Here is a 16,485-nt window from a genome sequence, read left to right as displayed (position 1 = left end):
TGATACGACTGCCTCTAGATAATCTGGAACGAAACCATCGTGGGTAGGCTGGGCGCATGACGTCGATGGCCCCCGCGCGCTCGCAGACGGACCTGTCCTTCCTCCTCGACCACACCAGCCACGTCCTGCGCACCCGGATGACGGCGGCGCTCGCCGAGATCGGGCTGACGCCGCGCATGCACTGCGTCCTGGTGCACGCGCTGGAGGAGGAGCGCACCCAGATCCAGCTCGCCGAGATCGGCGACATGGACAAGACGACGATGGTCGTCACGGTGGACGCCCTGGAGAAGGCGGGCCTCGCCGAGCGCCGGCCGTCGTCCACGGACCGGAGGGCCCGCGTCATCGCGGTCACCGAGGAGGGCGCCCGGGTGGCGGCCCGCAGCCAGGAGATCGTCGACGGCGTCCACGAGGCCGCCCTCGGCTCGCTGCCCGAGGACCAGCGCGACGCCCTCGTCCGGGCGCTGACCTCCCTGGCCGGCGGGCATCTCGCGACGCCGTCGGAGGGCCCCGCGGCGGTGCGCCGGGCACGCGAGCGGACGAAGTAAATCCGTCAGAGATAGTCCGCAACGAAACTATCTGCTACGGTCTCTCCTGTGTCCCTGAGACAGGAGATGACCATGTCCGCACCGCTTCGCTCCCGGTGGGCCGCGCTCGGCGTGCTGTCCGCCACCATGCTGATGACGATCCTGGACGGCAGCATCGTCACGGTGGCGACCCCCGCCATCCAGGAGGACCTCGGCTTCTCCCCCGCCGAGCTCAGCTGGATCATGAACGCCTACCTGATCCCGCTCGGCGGCCTGCTGCTCCTCGCCGGGCGGCTCGGCGACCTCGCCGGCCGCCGCACGCTGTTCCTCGCCGGGAACGCGGTGTTCACCGCGGCGTCCGTGCTGGCGGGCGCGGCCACGACGTCCGGCCTGCTGATCGCCGCCCGGTTCCTGCAGGGGGTCGGCAGCGCCCTGGCCTCCGCGGTCGTGCTCGGCATCATCGTGACGCTGTTCACCGACCCCCGGGAGCGGGCCAAGGCCATCGGGATCTTCAGCTTCACCGGCGCCGCCGGCGCGTCCATCGGGCAGGTGCTCGGCGGCGTGCTCACCGACGCGCTGAGCTGGCACTGGATCTTCCTGATCAACCTGCCGATCGGCGTCGCCACGATCCTGCTGGCCCTGCCGGCCCTGCCCCGCGACCGCGGCATCGGCCTGAAGGCGGGCGCGGACGTGTGGGGCGCGCTGCTCGTCACGTCCGGGCTGATGCTCGGCATCTACACGGTCGTCAAGGTCGAGCGGTCCGGCTGGATCTCCGCCCACACGCTGGGCCTCGGCGCGGTGTCGCTGCTCCTGCTCGCCGGTTTCGCCGTCCGGCAGTCCCGCGCCGCGACCCCTCTGATGCCGCTGCGCATCCTGCGCTCCCGCAACGTCTCCGGCGCGTACGCCGTGCAGCTTCTCACCCTGTCGGCGATGTTCTCGTTCCAGGTGATCGTCGCCCTGTACATGCAGCGGGTCCTCGGCTACAGCGCGCTCGACACCGGCCTCGCGATGCTGCCCGCGGCGGTCATGATCGGGGCGGTGTCGCTGTTCGTCTCCGCGCGGCTGGCGAACCGGTTCGGCGACCGGGCCGTGCTGGTGGCAGGGCTGGTCCTGCTGATCGGCGCGATGGCGTGGCTGACGACCGTCCCGGTGGACGCGGACTACGTGACCGATCTCCTGCCGGTGTTCCTGCTGGTCGCCGGGGCCGGGCTCGTCCTGCCGTCGCTGACCTCGCTCGGCATGTCCAGCGCCCGCCCCGATGACGCGGGGATCGCGTCCGGGCTGTTCAACACCGTCCAGCAGGTCGGGATGGCGGTCGGCGTCGCCGTGCTGACCACGCTCGCCGCGTCCCGCATCGAGGCCCTCCGCCTGGACGGGCGGGACGATGCCGCCGCGCTCACCGGCGGCTACCACCTGGCGTTCGGCATCTCGGCGGGCCTGCTGGCCGCCGCGCTCGCCGTCGCCCTGCTCGTCCTGCGCACCCCGAAGCCCCCGGTGGCCGCCACGGCGCCTGCCGAGAACGTTCCCACCAGCGCCTGACACCCGAAGGAGCCTCACGATGACCGAGACGAAGAAGTACGGCCCCGGCCAGGGGCCCGGCCCGAAGCCCATCACCGAGGACGACCTGGTCCGCCTGCTCGGCGAGCAGCAGTTCGCCGTCCTGGCCACCACCAAGAGGAACGGCCACCCGCACCTGTCGACCGTCGTCTACACGTGGGACCCGGACGAGCGCGTCGCCCGGATCTCCACGACGGCGGAGCGGGCGAAGGTCAAGCAGCTCCGCAACGACCCGCGCGCCGCGCTGCACGCGTCGAGCGCCGACCATATGGCGTTCGCCGTCGCCGAAGGCACCGCCGAGCTGTCCGGCGTGAGCGAGACGCCCGGTGACGCGGCCGGGCGCGAGCTGCTCGCGATGACGCCCGGGTTCGGCGACCCGGCCGACGAACAGGCGTTCCTGGAGCAGATGGTGAAGGACCGCCGGCTGGTGATCCGCCTCCGCGCCTCCCGCCTCTACGGGACGGTCATCGGGGACTGACCCATCAGTGGGGCAGGACGAGCAGGACGAGAGGGAGGCCGGCGATGACCGGGACGGCGACGGTGGCGGCGACGCGGGTCCGGCGGGACAGCGGCTGCGGCTCCAGCAGCCGGTTCACCCGCGCCATCACCGGGATGTCGCTGCGGGACGCGACGCCGAGCGTGCCGGACGGGGCGTTCGCCGGGCGGGCGGCGGCGAACCGCAGCAGCGCGGTCGCCAGCTCGCGCGGCGGGCGGCCGTGCCGGGCCCGGTCGTCGGCGGCCATCTCGATCAGCAGCTCCACCGCGTCCAGGCACCGCCCGACCAGCCGGAACTGCGGGAACACCTGCCGCAGCGACGCGAACGGCAGCAGCACCAGGTCGTGCCGCTCGCGGGCGTGGGCGCGCTCGTGCGCGAGGACCGCGGCCAGCTCGCCGTCGTCCAGCAGCTCCAGCGTCCCGGCGCTGACGACGACCTTGGAGGAGCGGACCCCCGGCACGCAGTACGCGGCGGCGCCGGGGTGGTCGAGGACGAGGGTGCCGGGGACGGACGAGTCGCGGCGCGACACGAGGGCGAGCAGCGCCCGGTGCCGCCGCCGGGCCCGCATGACCCGGGCCACCGCGAACATCAGCATGACCAGCAGCACGCCGGTGAGGCTGATCGCGCTGAGCAGCGCCGCGACCTGCACGGCGTTGAGCCGGGCGGCCTGGTCGTCGTACAGGCCGGGCAGCCCGCCGAGCACGCCCTTGCCGTACGGGAGCAGGGCGAGACCGAGCAGCGCGCCGATCGTGGCGACGCCCCAGCACAGCCCGAGGGCCTGCCAGAGCGCGATCCCGATGCGCGGTGTCCGCCACGTCCACCGGGCCCGGGACAGCAGGTGCGCCCCGCCGACGGTCCCCAGTGAGATCAATGCGAGCAGGGCGGTGCCGGTCATGCCGGATGTTCCTTGCGCGTGAGGCCCGCGAGGGTCTCCCGGATGACGTCGATCTCGTCCCGCGAGACCGACCGGACGAAGTGGGCGAGCGCGGCGTCCCGGTCGCCGGTCTCGTTGAGGGCGCCCAGCATCAGCTCGGTGACGTACATCTCCCGGCTGGCGACCGGGCGGTAGCGCCAGGCGCGGCCGTCGCGCTCCCGTTCCAGGAAGCCCTTCTTGGCGAGCCGGTCCAGGACGGTCATGACGGTGGTGTGCGCGAGGTCGCGGTCGCCGGCGAGCGCACGGCTGACGTCACGGGCGGTCGCCGCCTCGTGGCCGGCGTCCTCACGCGCCCAGAGGACCTCCATGACCGTGCGTTCGAGCTCTCCCAGACCCTTCACGCATTCCAGATTATCCGACCCTCCCGGCACCGACCACGTCAGGTAGTACTACCGCCCGTAGGCGGCCTGACCAGGCCCAGTTCGTAGGCGGCGATGACGAGCTGGACGCGGTCGCGGGCGCCGAGCTTGGCCAGCAGCCGCGCGACGTGCGCCTTCGCGGTCGCCACGCTGATGTACAGCTCCTCGGCGATCTCCGCGTTGGACATGCCGCGCCCGACGAGCGTCAGGACCTCGCGTTCCCGGTCGGTGACGCCGTCGGCCCGCCTCGGCTCCGGGGCCGGTTCCGATCTCGGCTCGGGGCGGGCGGCGAACTCCGCGATCAGCCTCCGGGTGACGCTCGGCGCGATCAGCGCGTCCCCGTTCGCGACGACGCGGATCGCCGCGAGGATCTCCTCCAGTGCCATGTCCTTGACGAGGAAGCCGGCGGCGCCCGCGCGCAGCGAGCCGTAGACGTACTCGTCGTCGTCGAACGTGGTCAGCATCAGGACGTGGGCGGTGGTGATCCTGCGGGTGGCCTCGATGCCGTCCATGCCGGGCATGCGGATGTCCATCACGACGACGTCCGGCGCCGCCCGCTCGGCGAGCGCGACCGCCTCGGCGCCCGTCCCGGCCTCGCCCACGATCTCCATGTCCGGGGTGTCGGCGACCAGGACGCGCAGGCCGGCCCGGATCAGCGGCTGGTCGTCGGCCAGCACGACGCGGATCGTCATGCCGCCGCCGGGGCGGGGATGACCGCCGCGACCCGGAAGCCGCCCTCCGGGCGCGGTCCGGCGCTGAACTCGCCGCGCAGCAGGGCGGCCCGCTCGCGCATCCCGGTGATGCCGTACCCGGTGCCGACCACGCCGCCGTCCCCGTCGTCCTCGACCTCGATCGCGAGTTCTCCCTCCCGGTAGCCGATCGTCACCCGGCAGCGGTCGGTGCCCGCGTGCCGGACGACGTTCGTCACCGCCTCCTGGACGATCCGGTACGCCGACAGGTCGACGTCCGGCGGGAGCGGCCTCGGCTCGCCCTCGGTCCGGAGGTCGAGGGTGACGCCGGCGTCGCTCGCGGCCTCGGCCAGCCGGGCGAGGTCGCCGAGGCCGGGGGCCGGGCCGAGCGGTGCCGCCCCGGGATCGTCCCTGCGGAGCGCGGTGAGCATCCGCCGCAGCCCGGACAGGGTGTCGCGACTGGTGGCCTCGATGGCGTTGAGCGCGTTGCGGGCCTCGGCGGGCTGGGTGTCGATGACCCGCCCGCCCACGCCCGCCTGGATCGCGATGATGCCGATGCTGTGCGCGACCATGTCGTGCAGCTCCCGCGCGATCCGCAGCCGCTCGGCGGCGACCGCCTGCGCGGTGGCCTGCTCGTGCAGGGTCAGGGCGTGGGCGCGCCGCACGCCGGCCATGGTCCCCGTCAGCCAGGTGACGGCCATCCCGAGGACGACGGCGATGAGGAGGACGTCGGTGATCGACACGAACGCGGACAGGGACAGGACCTGCACGGTGAGGGTCACTACCGCCACGCCGATGGACACCCACTGCGAGCGGGTCGCCGCGATGTAGCAGACCGCCAGGTCTGTGAGCAGGATCTGCAGGCCGGCGACGCCCCCGTTCTGCACCTCCAGCAGGCCGAGGGTCCAGGTGCACAGCAGGATCGCGTGGGCCGGCAGCGGATGCAGCGTCAGCAGTTTCGCCGGCAGGAAGGTGAGCGTGACACAGACGAGGATCTCCGGGTAGCCCTGCGATCCGCTCCCCAGCACCACATAGACGACGCCCGGGTACAGGACGGCCCCGGACCACAGCAGCACCGTCCACGCGACGTGGCGCACCCGGCTCAGCGGAAGGGCGGACATGCGCCGATCGTAATCCTGGGAATCGTGGTCTTCTCCGCCGCCTACGACTCGCTGGATTTCCGTATCTACTGGCTGGGCGGGGAGGCCGTGACGGACGGCACGCGCCTGTACCGTGAGCAGCTCGCCGACCATTGGTTCACCAACACGCCTTTCATGGCCGCATTGTTCACTCCCCTTGCCGGGCTGCCGCTCCTTTTCGCGCGAATGCTGTGGCAACTGGCAGCCCTGGCGGCGTTCGTACGGGCGTGCGCGGTGACGGGGAAACTGGCCGGCCGCCGAGTGTCTCTCACGCTCGCGGCCGCCGCCGGGCTGCTGCTCGAACCGGTGTGGCACTCGTTCTTCCTCGGGCAGGTGAATCTGTTCCTGCTCGCTCTCGTCCTCGCGGACATGCATCGCGTCGCCCTTGGCCGCCCCGCCGGGATCGGCATCGGTATCGCGACCGCCGTGAAGCTGACACCGGCCGTCTTCGTCGTCCTTCTCCTGCTGACACGACGCACGAAGGACGCCGTCACGGCCACCGCGACCTTCGCCGTCTGCACCTTGCTCGCCTACGCCATCGCACCCGAGGCGTCCCGCCTCTATTGGCTGCACACCTTCTACGACACGTCCCGCGTGGGCGTCCCTTACATCAGCAACCAATCCCCTTATGGCGCGCTGACCCGCATATTGCGAGGGACGGCCGAGGTCGGCGACTGGTACACGGCCGTCCCGCTGACGATCGGCGTCCTCGGGCTGCTGCTCGCGGCCGCGTGGGCCCGGCGGGGCGACTGGCTGAGCGCCACGGCGGTGACGGGCGTGACCGGCCTTCTGGTCTCCCCCATCTCGTGGGCGCACCATTGGGTCTGGGTCGTCCCCGCGCTGGCCGTACTCCTCCGCGACAATGGCCGCAGGGCCGCCATCTGCGGTTACGTCCTCTTCGTGCTCTCACCGCTCTGGTGGACGCCTCACAACGGCGACCCACGCCAATACGGTCTCCATTTCCTGACCCCGGTCGCCAACTGCTACCTGCTGGCCGGTGTGGTGTTCCTGGCTCACATGGCCGTCCGGCTCCGGGGCACCAGCGGTCATGGTGAACGGCCGCGTCCAGGGGACGCCGGTGACGCCAGCCGTGCCGTTCGAGATCCGGGGTGGGTTCGAGATGGGTGACCGGGCCGGCGCACAGCCACGCGACCGGGCGGATGCCCTCAGGGATGCCGAGCAGGCGGCGGAGGAACGGCTCCCGGTAGAAGGAGACCCAGCCGACGCCGAGCCCTTCGGCGGTGGCGGCGAGCCAGAGGTTCTGGATGGCCAGGCAGACCGAGTACAGCCCGGCATCGGCGATGGCGTGCCTGCCGAGGACCGCCGGGCCGCCGCGTTCCGGGTCGTAGGTGACCACGATCGACAGGCCGGCCTCCAGCACCCCGTCGGTCTTACCGGGGGCGACCGCTCCTCAGAAGGCGACCACCTTGGGGTAGTGACGGATGAAGTCCGCCCGGGTGATGTCCGCCTCGGACGCGTCGATCGCGATGGCGATGTAGCCGCGGCTCGCGTGCAGGGACCAGTCATCGCCCGCGTCGCGATAGGCGCTGAAGGCGGCGGCGAACTCCTCCGCCGTCCCGATGACGGCGTCGGACAGGTACGCGGCCGAGCCCTCGGCGGAGAGCGGTGAGGCGCCCAGCCTGCCGACCGATCCGAGCACGCCCGTCTCCGCGGCGGCCGAGAAGAAGCCCGCGAGTTCGTCGGCGCTCGCGGCGTCGGGGGCGATGAGGTGCACCCCGGACGCCCTGTTCGGCTCGTCGTCCTTGTCCCGCGACCAGAGCGCGTAGTACACGCTCAGCATGTACAGGACGGCGATCCTGTCCCGGCCCGCCAGGTGCCGGATGAGCATGGTCCTGCCGTCCGACAGCGCGAATCCGGCGGCGACCTGCTTGTCGCCGACCTCCAGGTCGAAGACCCTCCGCATCGCCTCGGCGGCCAGGCTGAACGCTTCGACCTGCTGGTCGGAGTGCTTGCGCGGCTTGAGCTTCTGCTCCTGCGGCGCGTACGAGACGGAGACCAGCGGTGCCTGCGCGAGCGCCACCCCACCGACCGCCATCAGGTCCATCAGCCGCTCGACCAAGAACGCCCTGCTGACGTCGAAGAGCGTGGTGACTCCGACCATGAGGCTTCCCCAGTCGTGCGTCACCCTGGCGATCTCGTGCTCGATGGGGACGTCGCGCCACGCGTGCATGACCGCGCCCTCGTGCCGGACGTCGACGCTCACGCGGTCCCCGTCGATCGACGCCGACAGGGCCGGAAGCGGAGGGAGCGGCCTCGACGGGAACTCCAGCTCGAACCCGAGCCGCACGAACGGCTCCAGGTTCGCGACCCGCCACCCGCCGTCGTCGCGCAGGAGGGCGTACTCGTACGAGGGGTTGACCAGGAAGAGGGGCAGCTCGCCGGGCGGCAGCCGGAAACAGCCCGCCCGCCACGTGACGTGGGGCCGCCCAGAGACCTGGAGTTCGGCGACCTGGAGTCCGTCCTCGACCCATCCAGGCTGGCGGCACCGCGGGTGGTGCAGCGACGCCGCCGCGAAAACGTCCTCCGACCGGACCTCCAGCGCGGGCTTCCCCCAGCGCCCGAGAGGCCGCCCGCACGTCTGGCAGTCGACCGGACGAAGGTTCACATCCAGCTCGGCCAGCGCGCGCGGGCCGAGCCGTTCCCGGGTCACCGGGTCGATCCGCATTCGGGGAGTCGCCATCGTTCAGCCTCGTCCGTGTCGGGGGCACCACTGACAGTGCTCAACGATCACAGGATTCGCCGTGGTTCACCACCCCTCGACGACCGCCATGCTCGCGGGCGCTACGGTTCGCCGCGCGGAGGCGAAGATCAGGACAGGATCTGGCCGCTACGCTGCCTAGCGTGGTCGTTGGCCGATGGAACGACGACCACAGAGGCGGAACATATGGAGCTCACCGGGGAGCGGGCCGATCTGCTCGCGATGCTGGCCAAGTACCGGCACTTCCTGCGGTTCACCACGCGTGACCTCGGCGACGAGCAGGCCGGGCTGCGGACGACGGCCAGCGAGCTGTGCCTGGGCGGCCTCATGAGCATGGGCTGAGCCACCGCGCGGCCGGCTCCCCCTCGCGGAGCCGGCCGTGGGGCTTCAGCCGAGTTCCTCGGCCAGCCCGACGACGATGTTCTCGGGGCCGCGGACGTAGCAGAGCAGGTAGACGTCCTCGTACCGCACGACCTCGCCGACGAGTTCGGCGCCGTGCGTCTTCAGGCGGGCGACCGTGTCCTCGATGTCGTCGACGGCGAACATGATGCGGCGAATGCCCAGCGTGTTCGCCGGAGCGTTCCCCGGCTCCGGCCTTATCGCCGCGGGCCGGTGGAAACGTGCCAGCTCGACGCGGCCGCGGCCGTCCGGGGTCCGGAGCATGGCGACGTCCTGCTCGACGTCTTCGAGGCCGATGACCCGTTCCGCCCAGCGCCCTTCGAGCGGCCCCTTCCCCTCGAGTTCCATGCCAAGCTCCGTGAAGAACGCGATGACGGCATCGAGGTCGTCCACGACGATGAGCACGTTGTCCATCCTCTTGAGCGCCATGCCCCGAGCCTACGGAGGCCCGCCGACAATTTCACGGCGGTCGAAGGGATCAGGTGGAAAGGCGGCGGGCCACGGCCGGGATCGAGGCCGGTCCCGGCGAGCCGACCCGCCGCGGCGACGGTCGCGGTCGCCGCGGAGGCGACGGCCGCGGCGGTCAGGCCGCTGACGATCAGCGGCTTACCCGACGGCTTTCGACACCACCACAGAAAGGATCTGGAGAAGGTGCCCGCACCACCCCCAACGCGGCGGGCGCCGGGTGGCAGCGCCATCGACTCTCTGCTTTGCTTTGATCACTTGTCGTTGAGCCGGACGCACGGGCTCACCGGGAACGGAGAAGAGCGGTGCGACGCTTCCAGCTGGCTCTGGGAATCTGCTTGCTCGTGGCGAGCGTGGTCGCCGCCGTGTTCAGCCTGAACAACGCCTACACGGCGGACAGCGCGGTGGACACCAGCGAACCCACGTGCGGGCATGAGGTCCAGGCTCCGGGCCAGGAATGCGTGACCTCCTACGGAGGAAGACCCGCTACCGGCGGCGGCGTCACCTATGAGGAAGCCAAGAAGAGCAAAGAAGACACTGCGATCTCCGGGGCATGGCTCTTCGGTGTCGAACTACTCGGCACGATCAGCATCGCCCTGTTCGCCGGGGCCACCGTGTGCATGGCGAGTGCGATCTGGTCCCGCGGGCTTCGCCTTCCGCTGCTCCTGGCAGGAGTGCTCATCCCAGCAGTCGCATACGGATTCGCGTTCTGGCCCGCCCAGCAACGCGTGCAAGAGGTCTCTCCCGTGTCGCCGGGCGCTCTCGGCTTCCTGCACTTCCCCTACCTCCCCATCGTCTTCGCCGTCGCCGCCGCGTTCATCACGGTCCAGGCCTGGCGCTTGACGGACGAGGTCATGACGGACGAGGTCATCTAGCAGCCCGCAGGCGGTTCGGCCGCGCCGAGAATCCCATGGCGCTCGCTGCGATCATGCGCCTGCCCCGGCGCCGGTGCCCGGCTGGCGGAGGGTTCTCGGGCACGTGCTCATGGCGCTCTGCATCGCGTCCTTCGTGGCGTTCTTCGTCTGGGCGTGTGATCTGGACCCCGGCGAAACAGATGCCCGGCACCGGGTCTGGCGACTGCCTGCCGTACGACTGAGTCCCAAGGGCGGGCGGGTCGCGGAGGGGCCGACCGCCCTTGGGGGCCGGGCGGGTTACAGGTCGATGCCGTTCACCTGGAGGGCGACGTCGATGTTCCCGCGGGTGGCGTTGGAGTAGGGGCAGGCCTGGTGTGCGGCCTTCACCAGGTCTGCGGCCTGCTCGGCGGTGACCGACGGGAGCGAGATCCGCAACCGGGCGCCCAGCTTGAACCGGCCGCCGCCGGCCGGGATGAGGGAGACGGACGCGTCGATCCGCGCGTCGTCGGCCTTGAGGTTCTCGCGCTGGCCGACCATCGCGAGGACCGTGCCGAAGCAGGCCGCGTAGCCGACCGCGAAGAGCTGCTCGGGGTTGGCGCCCTCGCCGTCCCCTCCGAGCTCCTTCGGCAGGCGCAGGTCGAGGTCGAGGCGCCCGTCGGACGTCCGGCCGCGACCGTTCCTGCCCCCGGTGACCTGCGCCTCGGCCGTGTAGATCGGTGCGGTCATCTGACCCTCCATCCTTTTGGTCCCTGAATCTCGCACTTCAAAAACAAGAAGTCAACGGTTATGGTCGTGGAACCACGATCATCCGGAGGCGAGATGGCGAGGCTGGAGATCGGCTACCTGCTGCCGACGAGAGAGCAAGACCTGCTGGGCGACCACGATTCCGGGCGGCTCGTCGCCCAGGCACGGAGGGCCGAGCAATCGGGGCTGGACTCGGTCTGGGCGGGCGACAGCCCCGTGACCAGGCCGCGCGCCGACCCGCTGATGCTGCTGGCGGCCGTGGCGCAGGCCACCGAGCGGATCACGCTCGGGACGGCGGTGCTGCTGCCGGCGCTCCGGCACCCGATCCTGCTGGCCCACCAGCTCGCCACGCTCGACCGCCTGTCGGGCGGGCGGGTGATCGCCGGTATGGGAGCCGGGTTCCCGATACCTGTCACCGAGGCCCAGTTCGCGGCGATCGGAGTCGGGTTCCGCGGCCGCGTCGGCCGGATGGAGGAGTCGATCGAGGCGATGCGGCGGCTCTGGACCGGGGACGCGGTCTCCTACCAGGGCCGGCACTTCGCGTTCTCGGACGTGCGGATCGTGCCGCCGCCGGTGCGTCCCGGAGGGCCGCCAATATGGCTGGCCGGGAGCGGCCCCTCGCTGCCGCGCGTGGCGCGCCTCGCCGACGGGTGGCTGCCCTACCCACCCGAGGCGGCCACGTACGCGAAGGAACGCGAACTGATCGGGCGCGCGACCCCGGCGCTCTACGCGACGCTCTGCCTGGACGACGACCCGGAGAAGGCCCGGCACCGGCTGCGGACGAGCATCGAGCGCTACTACGACGCGCCGCTGGAGTTCGTCGCGTCCATCCAGGCCTTGTTCGCCGGGACGGCCCGCCAGGCCGCCGACTGGCTGAGCGGCTACGTCGAGGCGGGCGCCCGCCACCTGGTGATCCGGCTGGCGACCGACGACCACGACACGGACCTGGAGCGGCTCGGCGACGAGGTCCTCCCCCTGCTGCGCGAGGAGGCGCACCGATGACCACGTTCGTTCTCGTTCATGGCGCGTGGCACGGTCCCTGGGCCTGGGAGCGGGTCGTCCCGCTGCTGCACGCCGCAGGGGCGCGCACGCTCACCCCCGTCCTCGAGGCCGGCGACGACCACGGCCTCCACGACCACGCCGAGGCCGTCGTCGCCGCGCTCGACACCGTCCACGACGAGGTCGTGCTGGTCGGGCACAGCTACGCGGGCCTGGTCGTGCGGGAGGCGGCCGACGCGCGCCCCGGCACGGTCGGCCACGTGGTCATGGTGGACGGGTGGGCGGGGCCCGACGGCGCCGGCATGTTCGACCTGGCCCCGGACACGTTCGTCGAGCTGGCCCGGACGGCGGCCGAGAAGCTCGGCGACGGGCGGCGGATCCCCGCCCCGCCGCCGGCCGCGTTCGGCATCACGGACCCCGGCGCGGCCGACCGGCTGGCCGCCCGCCTCCTCCCCCAGCCGCTCCGGTCGTTCACCGAGCGCACCCGCCTCAGCGGCGCCGTCGACCGGATCCCCGGGACGGCCGTCTACTGCAGGCCGCTGACCTACCCCTTCGACCATTTCGGCAAGGAGGTCGGATACCGGACGATCGCGCTGGACGGCCCCCACAACGTGATGATGACCGACCCGGAGCCGCTCACCCGCCTCCTCCTGAAGGTTCAGGAAGGGGAAGCGCGAAGTCTAGAGTGATGAAGTGGAACAGCGAACGTACAACCAGTACTGCGCGACCGCGCGCACTCTCGACATCGTCGGCGAGCGCTGGACGCTGCTGCTGGTCCGCGAGCTGCTGACCGGGCCGAAGCGGTTCGGCGACCTCGGGGCCAGCATGCGCGGCCTCGGCACCGGACTGCTGGCCGCCCGGCTCAAGCACCTGGAGCGCGAGGGCCTGGTGCGCAAGATCACGCTGCCGCCGCCCGCCCGCACCCCCGCGTACGCGCTCACCGAGGCCGGCGAGGACCTCGGCCCCGCCGTCATGGCGCTGGCCAGGTGGGGGATGACGTGGGCGATGGGCGAGCGGCGCGAGACCGAGACGTTCCACCCGGGCTGGACGGTGCTCGGCCTGCGCGCCTGCTTCGAGCCCGAGGGCGCCGCCGGGCTCCGCGCCGTGTACGAGTTCCGCGTCGGCGACGAGGTCTTCCACGCCCGGATCGACGACGGGACGATCGAGGCGCTGCACGGCCCCGCCCAGCACCCGGACGCCACGATCACGATCAGCGAGGAGGCGCTCGTCGCCCTGACCGGCACCTGCGGCACGTTCGCCGAGGCGATCCGGGACGGTTCGGCGTCGGCGTCCGGCGACCCCGAGGCCCTGCGGCGGCTCGCGGGGCTGTTCCGCCTGCCGGCCCCGGGCTCCCGCAAGCCCGCCGGCTGACCACCCCGGCCCGTCACGGCCGGCCCGCGCCCGGCACGTCGACCTGGACGGCGAGGATCCGGCCGCTGCCGGGTCGAAGCCGATGGTGTTGACGTAGACGTTGCCGCGCTCGTCGGCGACCTCGACCGGCCCCCGGCCGGTCAGCAGCGTCCGTACGGCCTCCATCGTCGTCCACCGTTCCTTCTCCGCCGGCGGTGTCCCACCCTCTGCACGAACGGCCACCGCCCGGATCGACACGCGCCGGGGAGAGATTTCCACCTCTCCGAGTACACACTGGAGGGCATCCGAGTGTGTATTCTGTGCCCCATGGCGAGAGTCAACATCACGCTCCCCGACGAGCTTGCCGCCACGTTGCAGGGGCTCGCCGAGGAGAAGAAGATCCCCTCGGTGTCCGGGTTCCTCGCGGACGGGGCGCGCCTCAAGCTGGCCTATCTGCGCGACGCCTCCACCATCGACGACCTCTTCGGCCCGCCCACCCCGGACGAGCAGGCCATGGTCGACCGTCTCGTCGAGGACGGCGCGCCGTCCCGCCGGGACGTCGCGTGATCACCGGTCACGTCTTCGACGCGACCGCCCTCCTGGACCTCGCGACCGGCAAGACCATCTACGTCCGCGCCCGGCTCCGCGCGTCCATCGCCCAGCACGCCACGATCGTCATCCCCGCGACCGCGCTCGCGCGGGCGTGGCAGCTCGTCCCCGACCACGGCCGCGCCGTCCTCGAACGGCTGCCCGGCATGCAGGTCGTCCACGTCGACGACCTCGACGACGTGATCGCCCAGCAGACCGGGCTGCTCGTCACCACGATCCCGAACCTCGGCATGGACGCCGCCCAGGCCGCGTGGTCGGCCCGCTGGCGCCGCTGGCCGCTGATCACCGCCGAGCCGGACGTCTACAAGTCCGTCCCCGGCGTTCGCGTGGAGCAGATCCCCTAGCGAGACGGGCCGCGCGGGACGTCAGAGCTTCTCGATGGTGGCGAACCGCAGGACGAGCGTCCGGACGCCGTACTCGCCGCCGAAGTCGACGCTGGCCTTCTCGCCCCGGTCGTAGACGGACACGACCGTGCCGAGGCCGAAGGCGTCGTGCGTGACCTTGTCGCCCGGGGCCAGCGACGGGACCGGACGGTTCCCCGGGGAGCGCGTCCCCGGGCGGGACGCCATCCGCTCCATCGCCGAACCGGACGTCGAGGACGCCTCGCGCTCCCACTCGACCAGCGTCTTCGGGATCTCGCCGAGGAAGCGGGACGGCGGGTTCACCTGCGGCGCGCCCCACGAGCTGCGCATCGTCGCCCGCGACAGGTAGAGGCGCTGCCGGGCGCGGGTGATGCCGACGTAGGCGAGCCGCCGCTCCTCTTCGAGCTCCTTGGGATTGCTCATGGCGCGCAGGTGCGGGAACACCCCGTCCTCCATGCCGGTGAGGAAGACCACCGGGAACTCGAGGCCCTTCGCGGTGTGCAGGGTCATCAGGGTGACGACGCCGTGGTCGGTCTCCTCCGGCTGCTCGCCCGGCGGGACGGGCCCGCCCTTCGCGCCGCCGGGGATGGAGTCGGCGTCGGCGACCAGGGCGACCTGCTCCAGGAACTCGGGCAGGCGGCCCTCGGCGGACTCGCCGTCGAGGCGCTCCTCGAACTCGCGGGCGACGGCCTCCAGCTCCTGGAGGTTCTCGACGCGGGTCTCGTCCTGCGGGTCCTTGGAGGCCTGGAGCTCGGCGAGGTAGCCGCTGGCCTTGAGGACCTCGGCGACCAGGTCGGCGGGGGTGAGGGTCTCGGCGGCGGCGCGCAGCTCGTCGAGCAGGGCGACGAACTCGCGGACGGCGTTGATCGAGCGGGTCGCCATGCCGGGGACGTCCTCGGGCACGCGCAGCGCCTGCCAGAACGAGATCCGCTCCCGGGACGCGTACGCCTCGACGCACGCCTCGGCCCGGTCGCCGATGCCGCGTTTCGGGACGTTCAGGATGCGGCGCAGGGAGACGGTGTCCTCGGGGTTGGCGAGGCAGCGCAGGTAGGCCAGCGCGTCGCGGATCTCCTTGCGCTCGTAGAACCGGACGCCGCCGACGACCTTGTACGGCAGCCCGACCCGGATGAACACTTCCTCGAAGACACGGGACTGCGCGTTGGTGCGGTAGAAGACGGCGACGTCGCCGGGGCGCGCGTCGCCCTCGTCGGTGAGCCGGTCGACCTCCCGGGCGACGAACGCGGCCTCGTCGTGCTCGTTGTCGGCCACATAGCCGGTGATCTTGTGGCCCTCGCCCTGGTCGGACCAGAGCTTCTTCGGCTTGCGGTCGGCGTTGCGCTCGATGACCGCGTTGGCCGCGGACAGGATCGTCTGCGTGGAGCGGTAGTTCTGCTCCAGCAGGATCGTCGTCGCATCCGGGTAGTCGCGCTCGAACTCCAGGATGTTGCGGATCGTGGCGCCGCGGAACGCGTAGATCGACTGGTCGGCGTCGCCGACCACGCACAGCTCGGCCGCGCCCGGCCCCTCGCCGTCGCCGCCCGCCGGGCCGCCCGAGATCGGGGCGGTCAGCTCCCGGACGAGCTCGTACTGCGCGTGGTTGGTGTCCTGGTACTCGTCGACCAGGACGTGCCGGAAGCGCCGCCGGTAGTGCTCGGCGGCCTCCGGGAACACCTGCAGCAGGTTGACCGTCATCATGATCAGGTCGTCGAAGTCCATGGCGCCGGCCTGCTGGAGCCGCGCCTGGTACATCTCGTACGCCTCGCCGAGCGTCTGCTCCATGTGCGTGGACGCGCGGTTCTTGAACGTCTCGTAGTCGATCAGCTCGTTCTTCAGGTTGGACACCTGGGCGCTGAACGACTTCGGCGGGTACCGCTTGGGGTCGAGGTCGAGCTCGCGGCAGACGAGCGCCATCAGCCGGTTGGCGTCGGCCTGGTCGTAGATCGAGAAGCTCGTGGGGAAGCCGAGGCGCTTGGCCTCGCGGCGCAGGATCCGGACGCACGCCGAGTGGAACGTCATCACCCACATCGCCCGCGACCGGGGCCCGACGAGCGCGTCGACGCGCTCCTTCATCTCGGCCGCGGCCTTGTTGGTGAAGGTGATCGCGAGGATCTGGCCGGGGTGCACGTCCCGCTCGCCGAGCAGGTGGGCGATGCGGTGGGTGAGCACCCGGGTCTTGCCCGAGCCGGCGCCCGCGACGATCAGCAGGGGGCCGCCGGAGTGCACGACGGCGTCGCGCTGCTGCGGGTTGAGGCCATCGAGCAAGGGGTGAGCTTCGGTCTTCGACAT

General features: G+C 71.8%; 19 protein-coding genes and 1 pseudogene. 11 read left to right on the top strand and 9 right to left on the bottom strand.

The window, feature by feature from the left end; genetic code table 11:
• Nucleotides 1-56: 56 nt before the first annotated feature.
• The 3 genes from ABGB11_RS24035 to ABGB11_RS24025 all read left to right on the top strand — a co-directional run bounded on the left by ABGB11_RS24035 (nt 57) and on the right by ABGB11_RS24025 (nt 2,559).
• Entirely contained in the window at nt 57-545 is a 489-nt protein-coding gene (locus tag ABGB11_RS24035; RefSeq protein ID WP_347636179.1) for a MarR family winged helix-turn-helix transcriptional regulator, read from the top strand.
• A 72-nt stretch (nt 546-617) separates the two neighbouring features.
• A complete protein-coding gene (locus tag ABGB11_RS24030; protein WP_347636177.1) occupies nt 618-2,063 on the top strand; it encodes an MFS transporter in 1,446 nt (481 codons plus the stop codon).
• A gap of 19 nt (nt 2,064-2,082) precedes the next feature.
• Nucleotides 2,083-2,559 carry a TIGR03618 family F420-dependent PPOX class oxidoreductase gene (locus ABGB11_RS24025; protein ID WP_347636176.1) on the top strand — a complete coding sequence of 159 codons (477 nt, stop codon included), beginning with the start codon at nt 2,083-2,085 and terminating at the stop codon, nt 2,557-2,559.
• 4 nt (nt 2,560-2,563) lie between these two features.
• On the opposite strand, the gene ABGB11_RS24020 is transcribed toward ABGB11_RS24025, so the two are convergent.
• From ABGB11_RS24020 to ABGB11_RS24005, 4 genes are read right to left on the bottom strand one after another with little or no spacing between them, the layout of a single operon-like run.
• On the bottom strand, nt 2,564-3,472 hold the full coding sequence (locus tag ABGB11_RS24020) for a M56 family metallopeptidase (protein ID WP_347636175.1): 909 nt from the start codon (nt 3,470-3,472) through the stop codon (nt 2,564-2,566).
• Entirely contained in the window at nt 3,469-3,852 is a 384-nt protein-coding gene (locus ABGB11_RS24015; protein ID WP_347636173.1) for a BlaI/MecI/CopY family transcriptional regulator, read from the bottom strand. The genes ABGB11_RS24020 and ABGB11_RS24015 overlap by 4 nt, the downstream gene beginning before the upstream one ends.
• 38 nt (nt 3,853-3,890) lie before the next feature.
• Nucleotides 3,891-4,562 carry a response regulator transcription factor gene (locus ABGB11_RS24010; protein ID WP_347636172.1) on the bottom strand — a complete coding sequence of 224 codons (672 nt, stop codon included), beginning with the start codon at nt 4,560-4,562 and terminating at the stop codon, nt 3,891-3,893.
• Nucleotides 4,559-5,680, bottom strand: a complete 1,122-nt coding sequence (locus ABGB11_RS24005) for a histidine kinase (RefSeq protein ID WP_347636170.1) — start codon at nt 5,678-5,680, stop codon at nt 4,559-4,561. Before ABGB11_RS24005 ends, ABGB11_RS24010 begins: the two co-directional genes overlap by 4 nt.
• A gap of 24 nt (nt 5,681-5,704) precedes the next feature.
• On the opposite strand from ABGB11_RS24005, the gene ABGB11_RS24000 reads away from it, so the two are divergent.
• Nucleotides 5,705-6,826, top strand: coding sequence for a glycosyltransferase 87 family protein (locus ABGB11_RS24000; RefSeq protein ID WP_347636169.1), 1,122 nt, complete (start codon nt 5,705-5,707; stop codon nt 6,824-6,826).
• Between the two features lie 16 nt (nt 6,827-6,842).
• On the opposite strand, the pseudogene ABGB11_RS23995 reads toward ABGB11_RS24000, so the two are convergent.
• Together ABGB11_RS23995 and ABGB11_RS23990 are read right to left on the bottom strand one after the other, a co-directional pair.
• A pseudogene (locus ABGB11_RS23995) lies at nt 6,843-7,055 on the bottom strand (nitroreductase family protein); the annotation flags it as partial.
• 54 nt (nt 7,056-7,109) lie between these two features.
• A complete protein-coding gene (locus tag ABGB11_RS23990; protein WP_347636167.1) occupies nt 7,110-8,399 on the bottom strand; it encodes a hypothetical protein in 1,290 nt (429 codons plus the stop codon).
• A gap of 204 nt (nt 8,400-8,603) precedes the next feature.
• Between ABGB11_RS23990 and ABGB11_RS23985 the strand changes: the two genes are divergently transcribed.
• On the top strand, nt 8,604-8,759 hold the full coding sequence (locus tag ABGB11_RS23985) for a hypothetical protein (protein WP_347636166.1): 156 nt from the start codon (nt 8,604-8,606) through the stop codon (nt 8,757-8,759).
• A gap of 45 nt (nt 8,760-8,804) precedes the next feature.
• Here ABGB11_RS23985 and ABGB11_RS23980 read toward each other — a convergent pair whose 3' ends face one another.
• Complete coding sequence (locus ABGB11_RS23980; RefSeq protein ID WP_347636165.1) at nt 8,805-9,245, bottom strand: VOC family protein; 441 nt, start codon at nt 9,243-9,245, stop codon at nt 8,805-8,807.
• Between the two features lie 341 nt (nt 9,246-9,586).
• On the opposite strand from ABGB11_RS23980, the gene ABGB11_RS23975 reads away from it, so the two are divergent.
• Nucleotides 9,587-10,156 (top strand): hypothetical protein, encoded by a 570-nt coding sequence (locus ABGB11_RS23975; RefSeq protein ID WP_347636164.1) that lies wholly within the window; start codon nt 9,587-9,589, stop codon nt 10,154-10,156.
• Nucleotides 10,157-10,432: 276 nt separating this feature from the next.
• Here ABGB11_RS23975 and ABGB11_RS23970 read toward each other — a convergent pair whose 3' ends face one another.
• Nucleotides 10,433-10,861 carry an organic hydroperoxide resistance protein gene (locus ABGB11_RS23970; protein ID WP_347636162.1) on the bottom strand — a complete coding sequence of 143 codons (429 nt, stop codon included), beginning with the start codon at nt 10,859-10,861 and terminating at the stop codon, nt 10,433-10,435.
• Between the two features lie 93 nt (nt 10,862-10,954).
• On the opposite strand from ABGB11_RS23970, the gene ABGB11_RS23965 reads away from it, so the two are divergent.
• The 5 genes from ABGB11_RS23965 (at nt 10,955) to ABGB11_RS23945 (ending at nt 14,181) form a co-directional block, all read left to right on the top strand.
• Nucleotides 10,955-11,881, top strand: coding sequence for an LLM class flavin-dependent oxidoreductase (locus ABGB11_RS23965; protein WP_347636161.1), 927 nt, complete (start codon nt 10,955-10,957; stop codon nt 11,879-11,881).
• Nucleotides 11,878-12,567, top strand: coding sequence for an alpha/beta hydrolase (locus tag ABGB11_RS23960; RefSeq protein WP_347636160.1), 690 nt, complete (start codon nt 11,878-11,880; stop codon nt 12,565-12,567). Before ABGB11_RS23965 ends, ABGB11_RS23960 begins: the two co-directional genes overlap by 4 nt.
• A gap of 4 nt (nt 12,568-12,571) precedes the next feature.
• Complete coding sequence (locus tag ABGB11_RS23955; protein ID WP_347636159.1) at nt 12,572-13,249, top strand: winged helix-turn-helix transcriptional regulator; 678 nt, start codon at nt 12,572-12,574, stop codon at nt 13,247-13,249.
• A gap of 306 nt (nt 13,250-13,555) precedes the next feature.
• The gene (locus ABGB11_RS23950; RefSeq protein ID WP_347636158.1) at nt 13,556-13,795 is read left to right on the top strand and encodes a ribbon-helix-helix domain-containing protein; all 240 of its coding nucleotides are present in this window, start codon (nt 13,556-13,558) and stop codon (nt 13,793-13,795) included.
• Nucleotides 13,792-14,181 (top strand): hypothetical protein, encoded by a 390-nt coding sequence (locus ABGB11_RS23945; protein ID WP_347636157.1) that lies wholly within the window; start codon nt 13,792-13,794, stop codon nt 14,179-14,181. Before ABGB11_RS23950 ends, ABGB11_RS23945 begins: the two co-directional genes overlap by 4 nt.
• A 21-nt stretch (nt 14,182-14,202) precedes the next feature.
• On the opposite strand, the gene pcrA is transcribed toward ABGB11_RS23945, so the two are convergent.
• The gene (gene pcrA, locus ABGB11_RS23940) at nt 14,203-16,485 is read right to left on the bottom strand and encodes a DNA helicase PcrA (RefSeq protein WP_347636156.1); all 2,283 of its coding nucleotides are present in this window, start codon (nt 16,483-16,485) and stop codon (nt 14,203-14,205) included.

This window comes from Actinomadura sp. B10D3, assembly GCF_039871695.1.
Taxonomy (GTDB): domain Bacteria; phylum Actinomycetota; class Actinomycetes; order Streptosporangiales; family Streptosporangiaceae; genus Spirillospora; species Spirillospora madurae.
This window is presented reverse-complemented; position numbering and strand designations above follow the sequence as displayed.

Excerpts from the sequence above, each read along its gene's own strand:
- ABGB11_RS23985 (WP_347636166.1), top strand. The coding sequence starts at position 8,604 with ATGGAGCTCACCGGGGAGCGGGCCGATCTGCTCGCGATGCTGGCCAAG.
- ABGB11_RS24030 (WP_347636177.1), top strand. The coding sequence starts at position 618 with ATGTCCGCACCGCTTCGCTCCCGGTGGGCCGCGCTCGGCGTGCTGTCC.
- ABGB11_RS24020 (WP_347636175.1), bottom strand. The coding sequence starts at position 3,472 with ATGACCGGCACCGCCCTGCTCGCATTGATCTCACTGGGGACCGTCGGC.
- ABGB11_RS24005 (WP_347636170.1), bottom strand. The coding sequence starts at position 5,680 with ATGTCCGCCCTTCCGCTGAGCCGGGTGCGCCACGTCGCGTGGACGGTG.
- pcrA (WP_347636156.1), bottom strand. The coding sequence starts at position 16,485 with ATGTCGAAGACCGAAGCTCACCCCTTGCTCGATGGCCTCAACCCGCAG.
- ABGB11_RS24035 (WP_347636179.1), top strand. The coding sequence starts at position 57 with ATGACGTCGATGGCCCCCGCGCGCTCGCAGACGGACCTGTCCTTCCTC.
- ABGB11_RS23990 (WP_347636167.1), bottom strand. The coding sequence starts at position 8,399 with ATGGCGACTCCCCGAATGCGGATCGACCCGGTGACCCGGGAACGGCTC.
- ABGB11_RS23960 (WP_347636160.1), top strand. The coding sequence starts at position 11,878 with ATGACCACGTTCGTTCTCGTTCATGGCGCGTGGCACGGTCCCTGGGCC.
- ABGB11_RS24010 (WP_347636172.1), bottom strand. The coding sequence starts at position 4,562 with ATGACGATCCGCGTCGTGCTGGCCGACGACCAGCCGCTGATCCGGGCC.
- ABGB11_RS23980 (WP_347636165.1), bottom strand. The coding sequence starts at position 9,245 with ATGGCGCTCAAGAGGATGGACAACGTGCTCATCGTCGTGGACGACCTC.
- ABGB11_RS24025 (WP_347636176.1), top strand. The coding sequence starts at position 2,083 with ATGACCGAGACGAAGAAGTACGGCCCCGGCCAGGGGCCCGGCCCGAAG.
- ABGB11_RS23970 (WP_347636162.1), bottom strand. The coding sequence starts at position 10,861 with ATGACCGCACCGATCTACACGGCCGAGGCGCAGGTCACCGGGGGCAGG.
- ABGB11_RS23950 (WP_347636158.1), top strand. The coding sequence starts at position 13,556 with ATGGCGAGAGTCAACATCACGCTCCCCGACGAGCTTGCCGCCACGTTG.
- ABGB11_RS23965 (WP_347636161.1), top strand. The coding sequence starts at position 10,955 with ATGGCGAGGCTGGAGATCGGCTACCTGCTGCCGACGAGAGAGCAAGAC.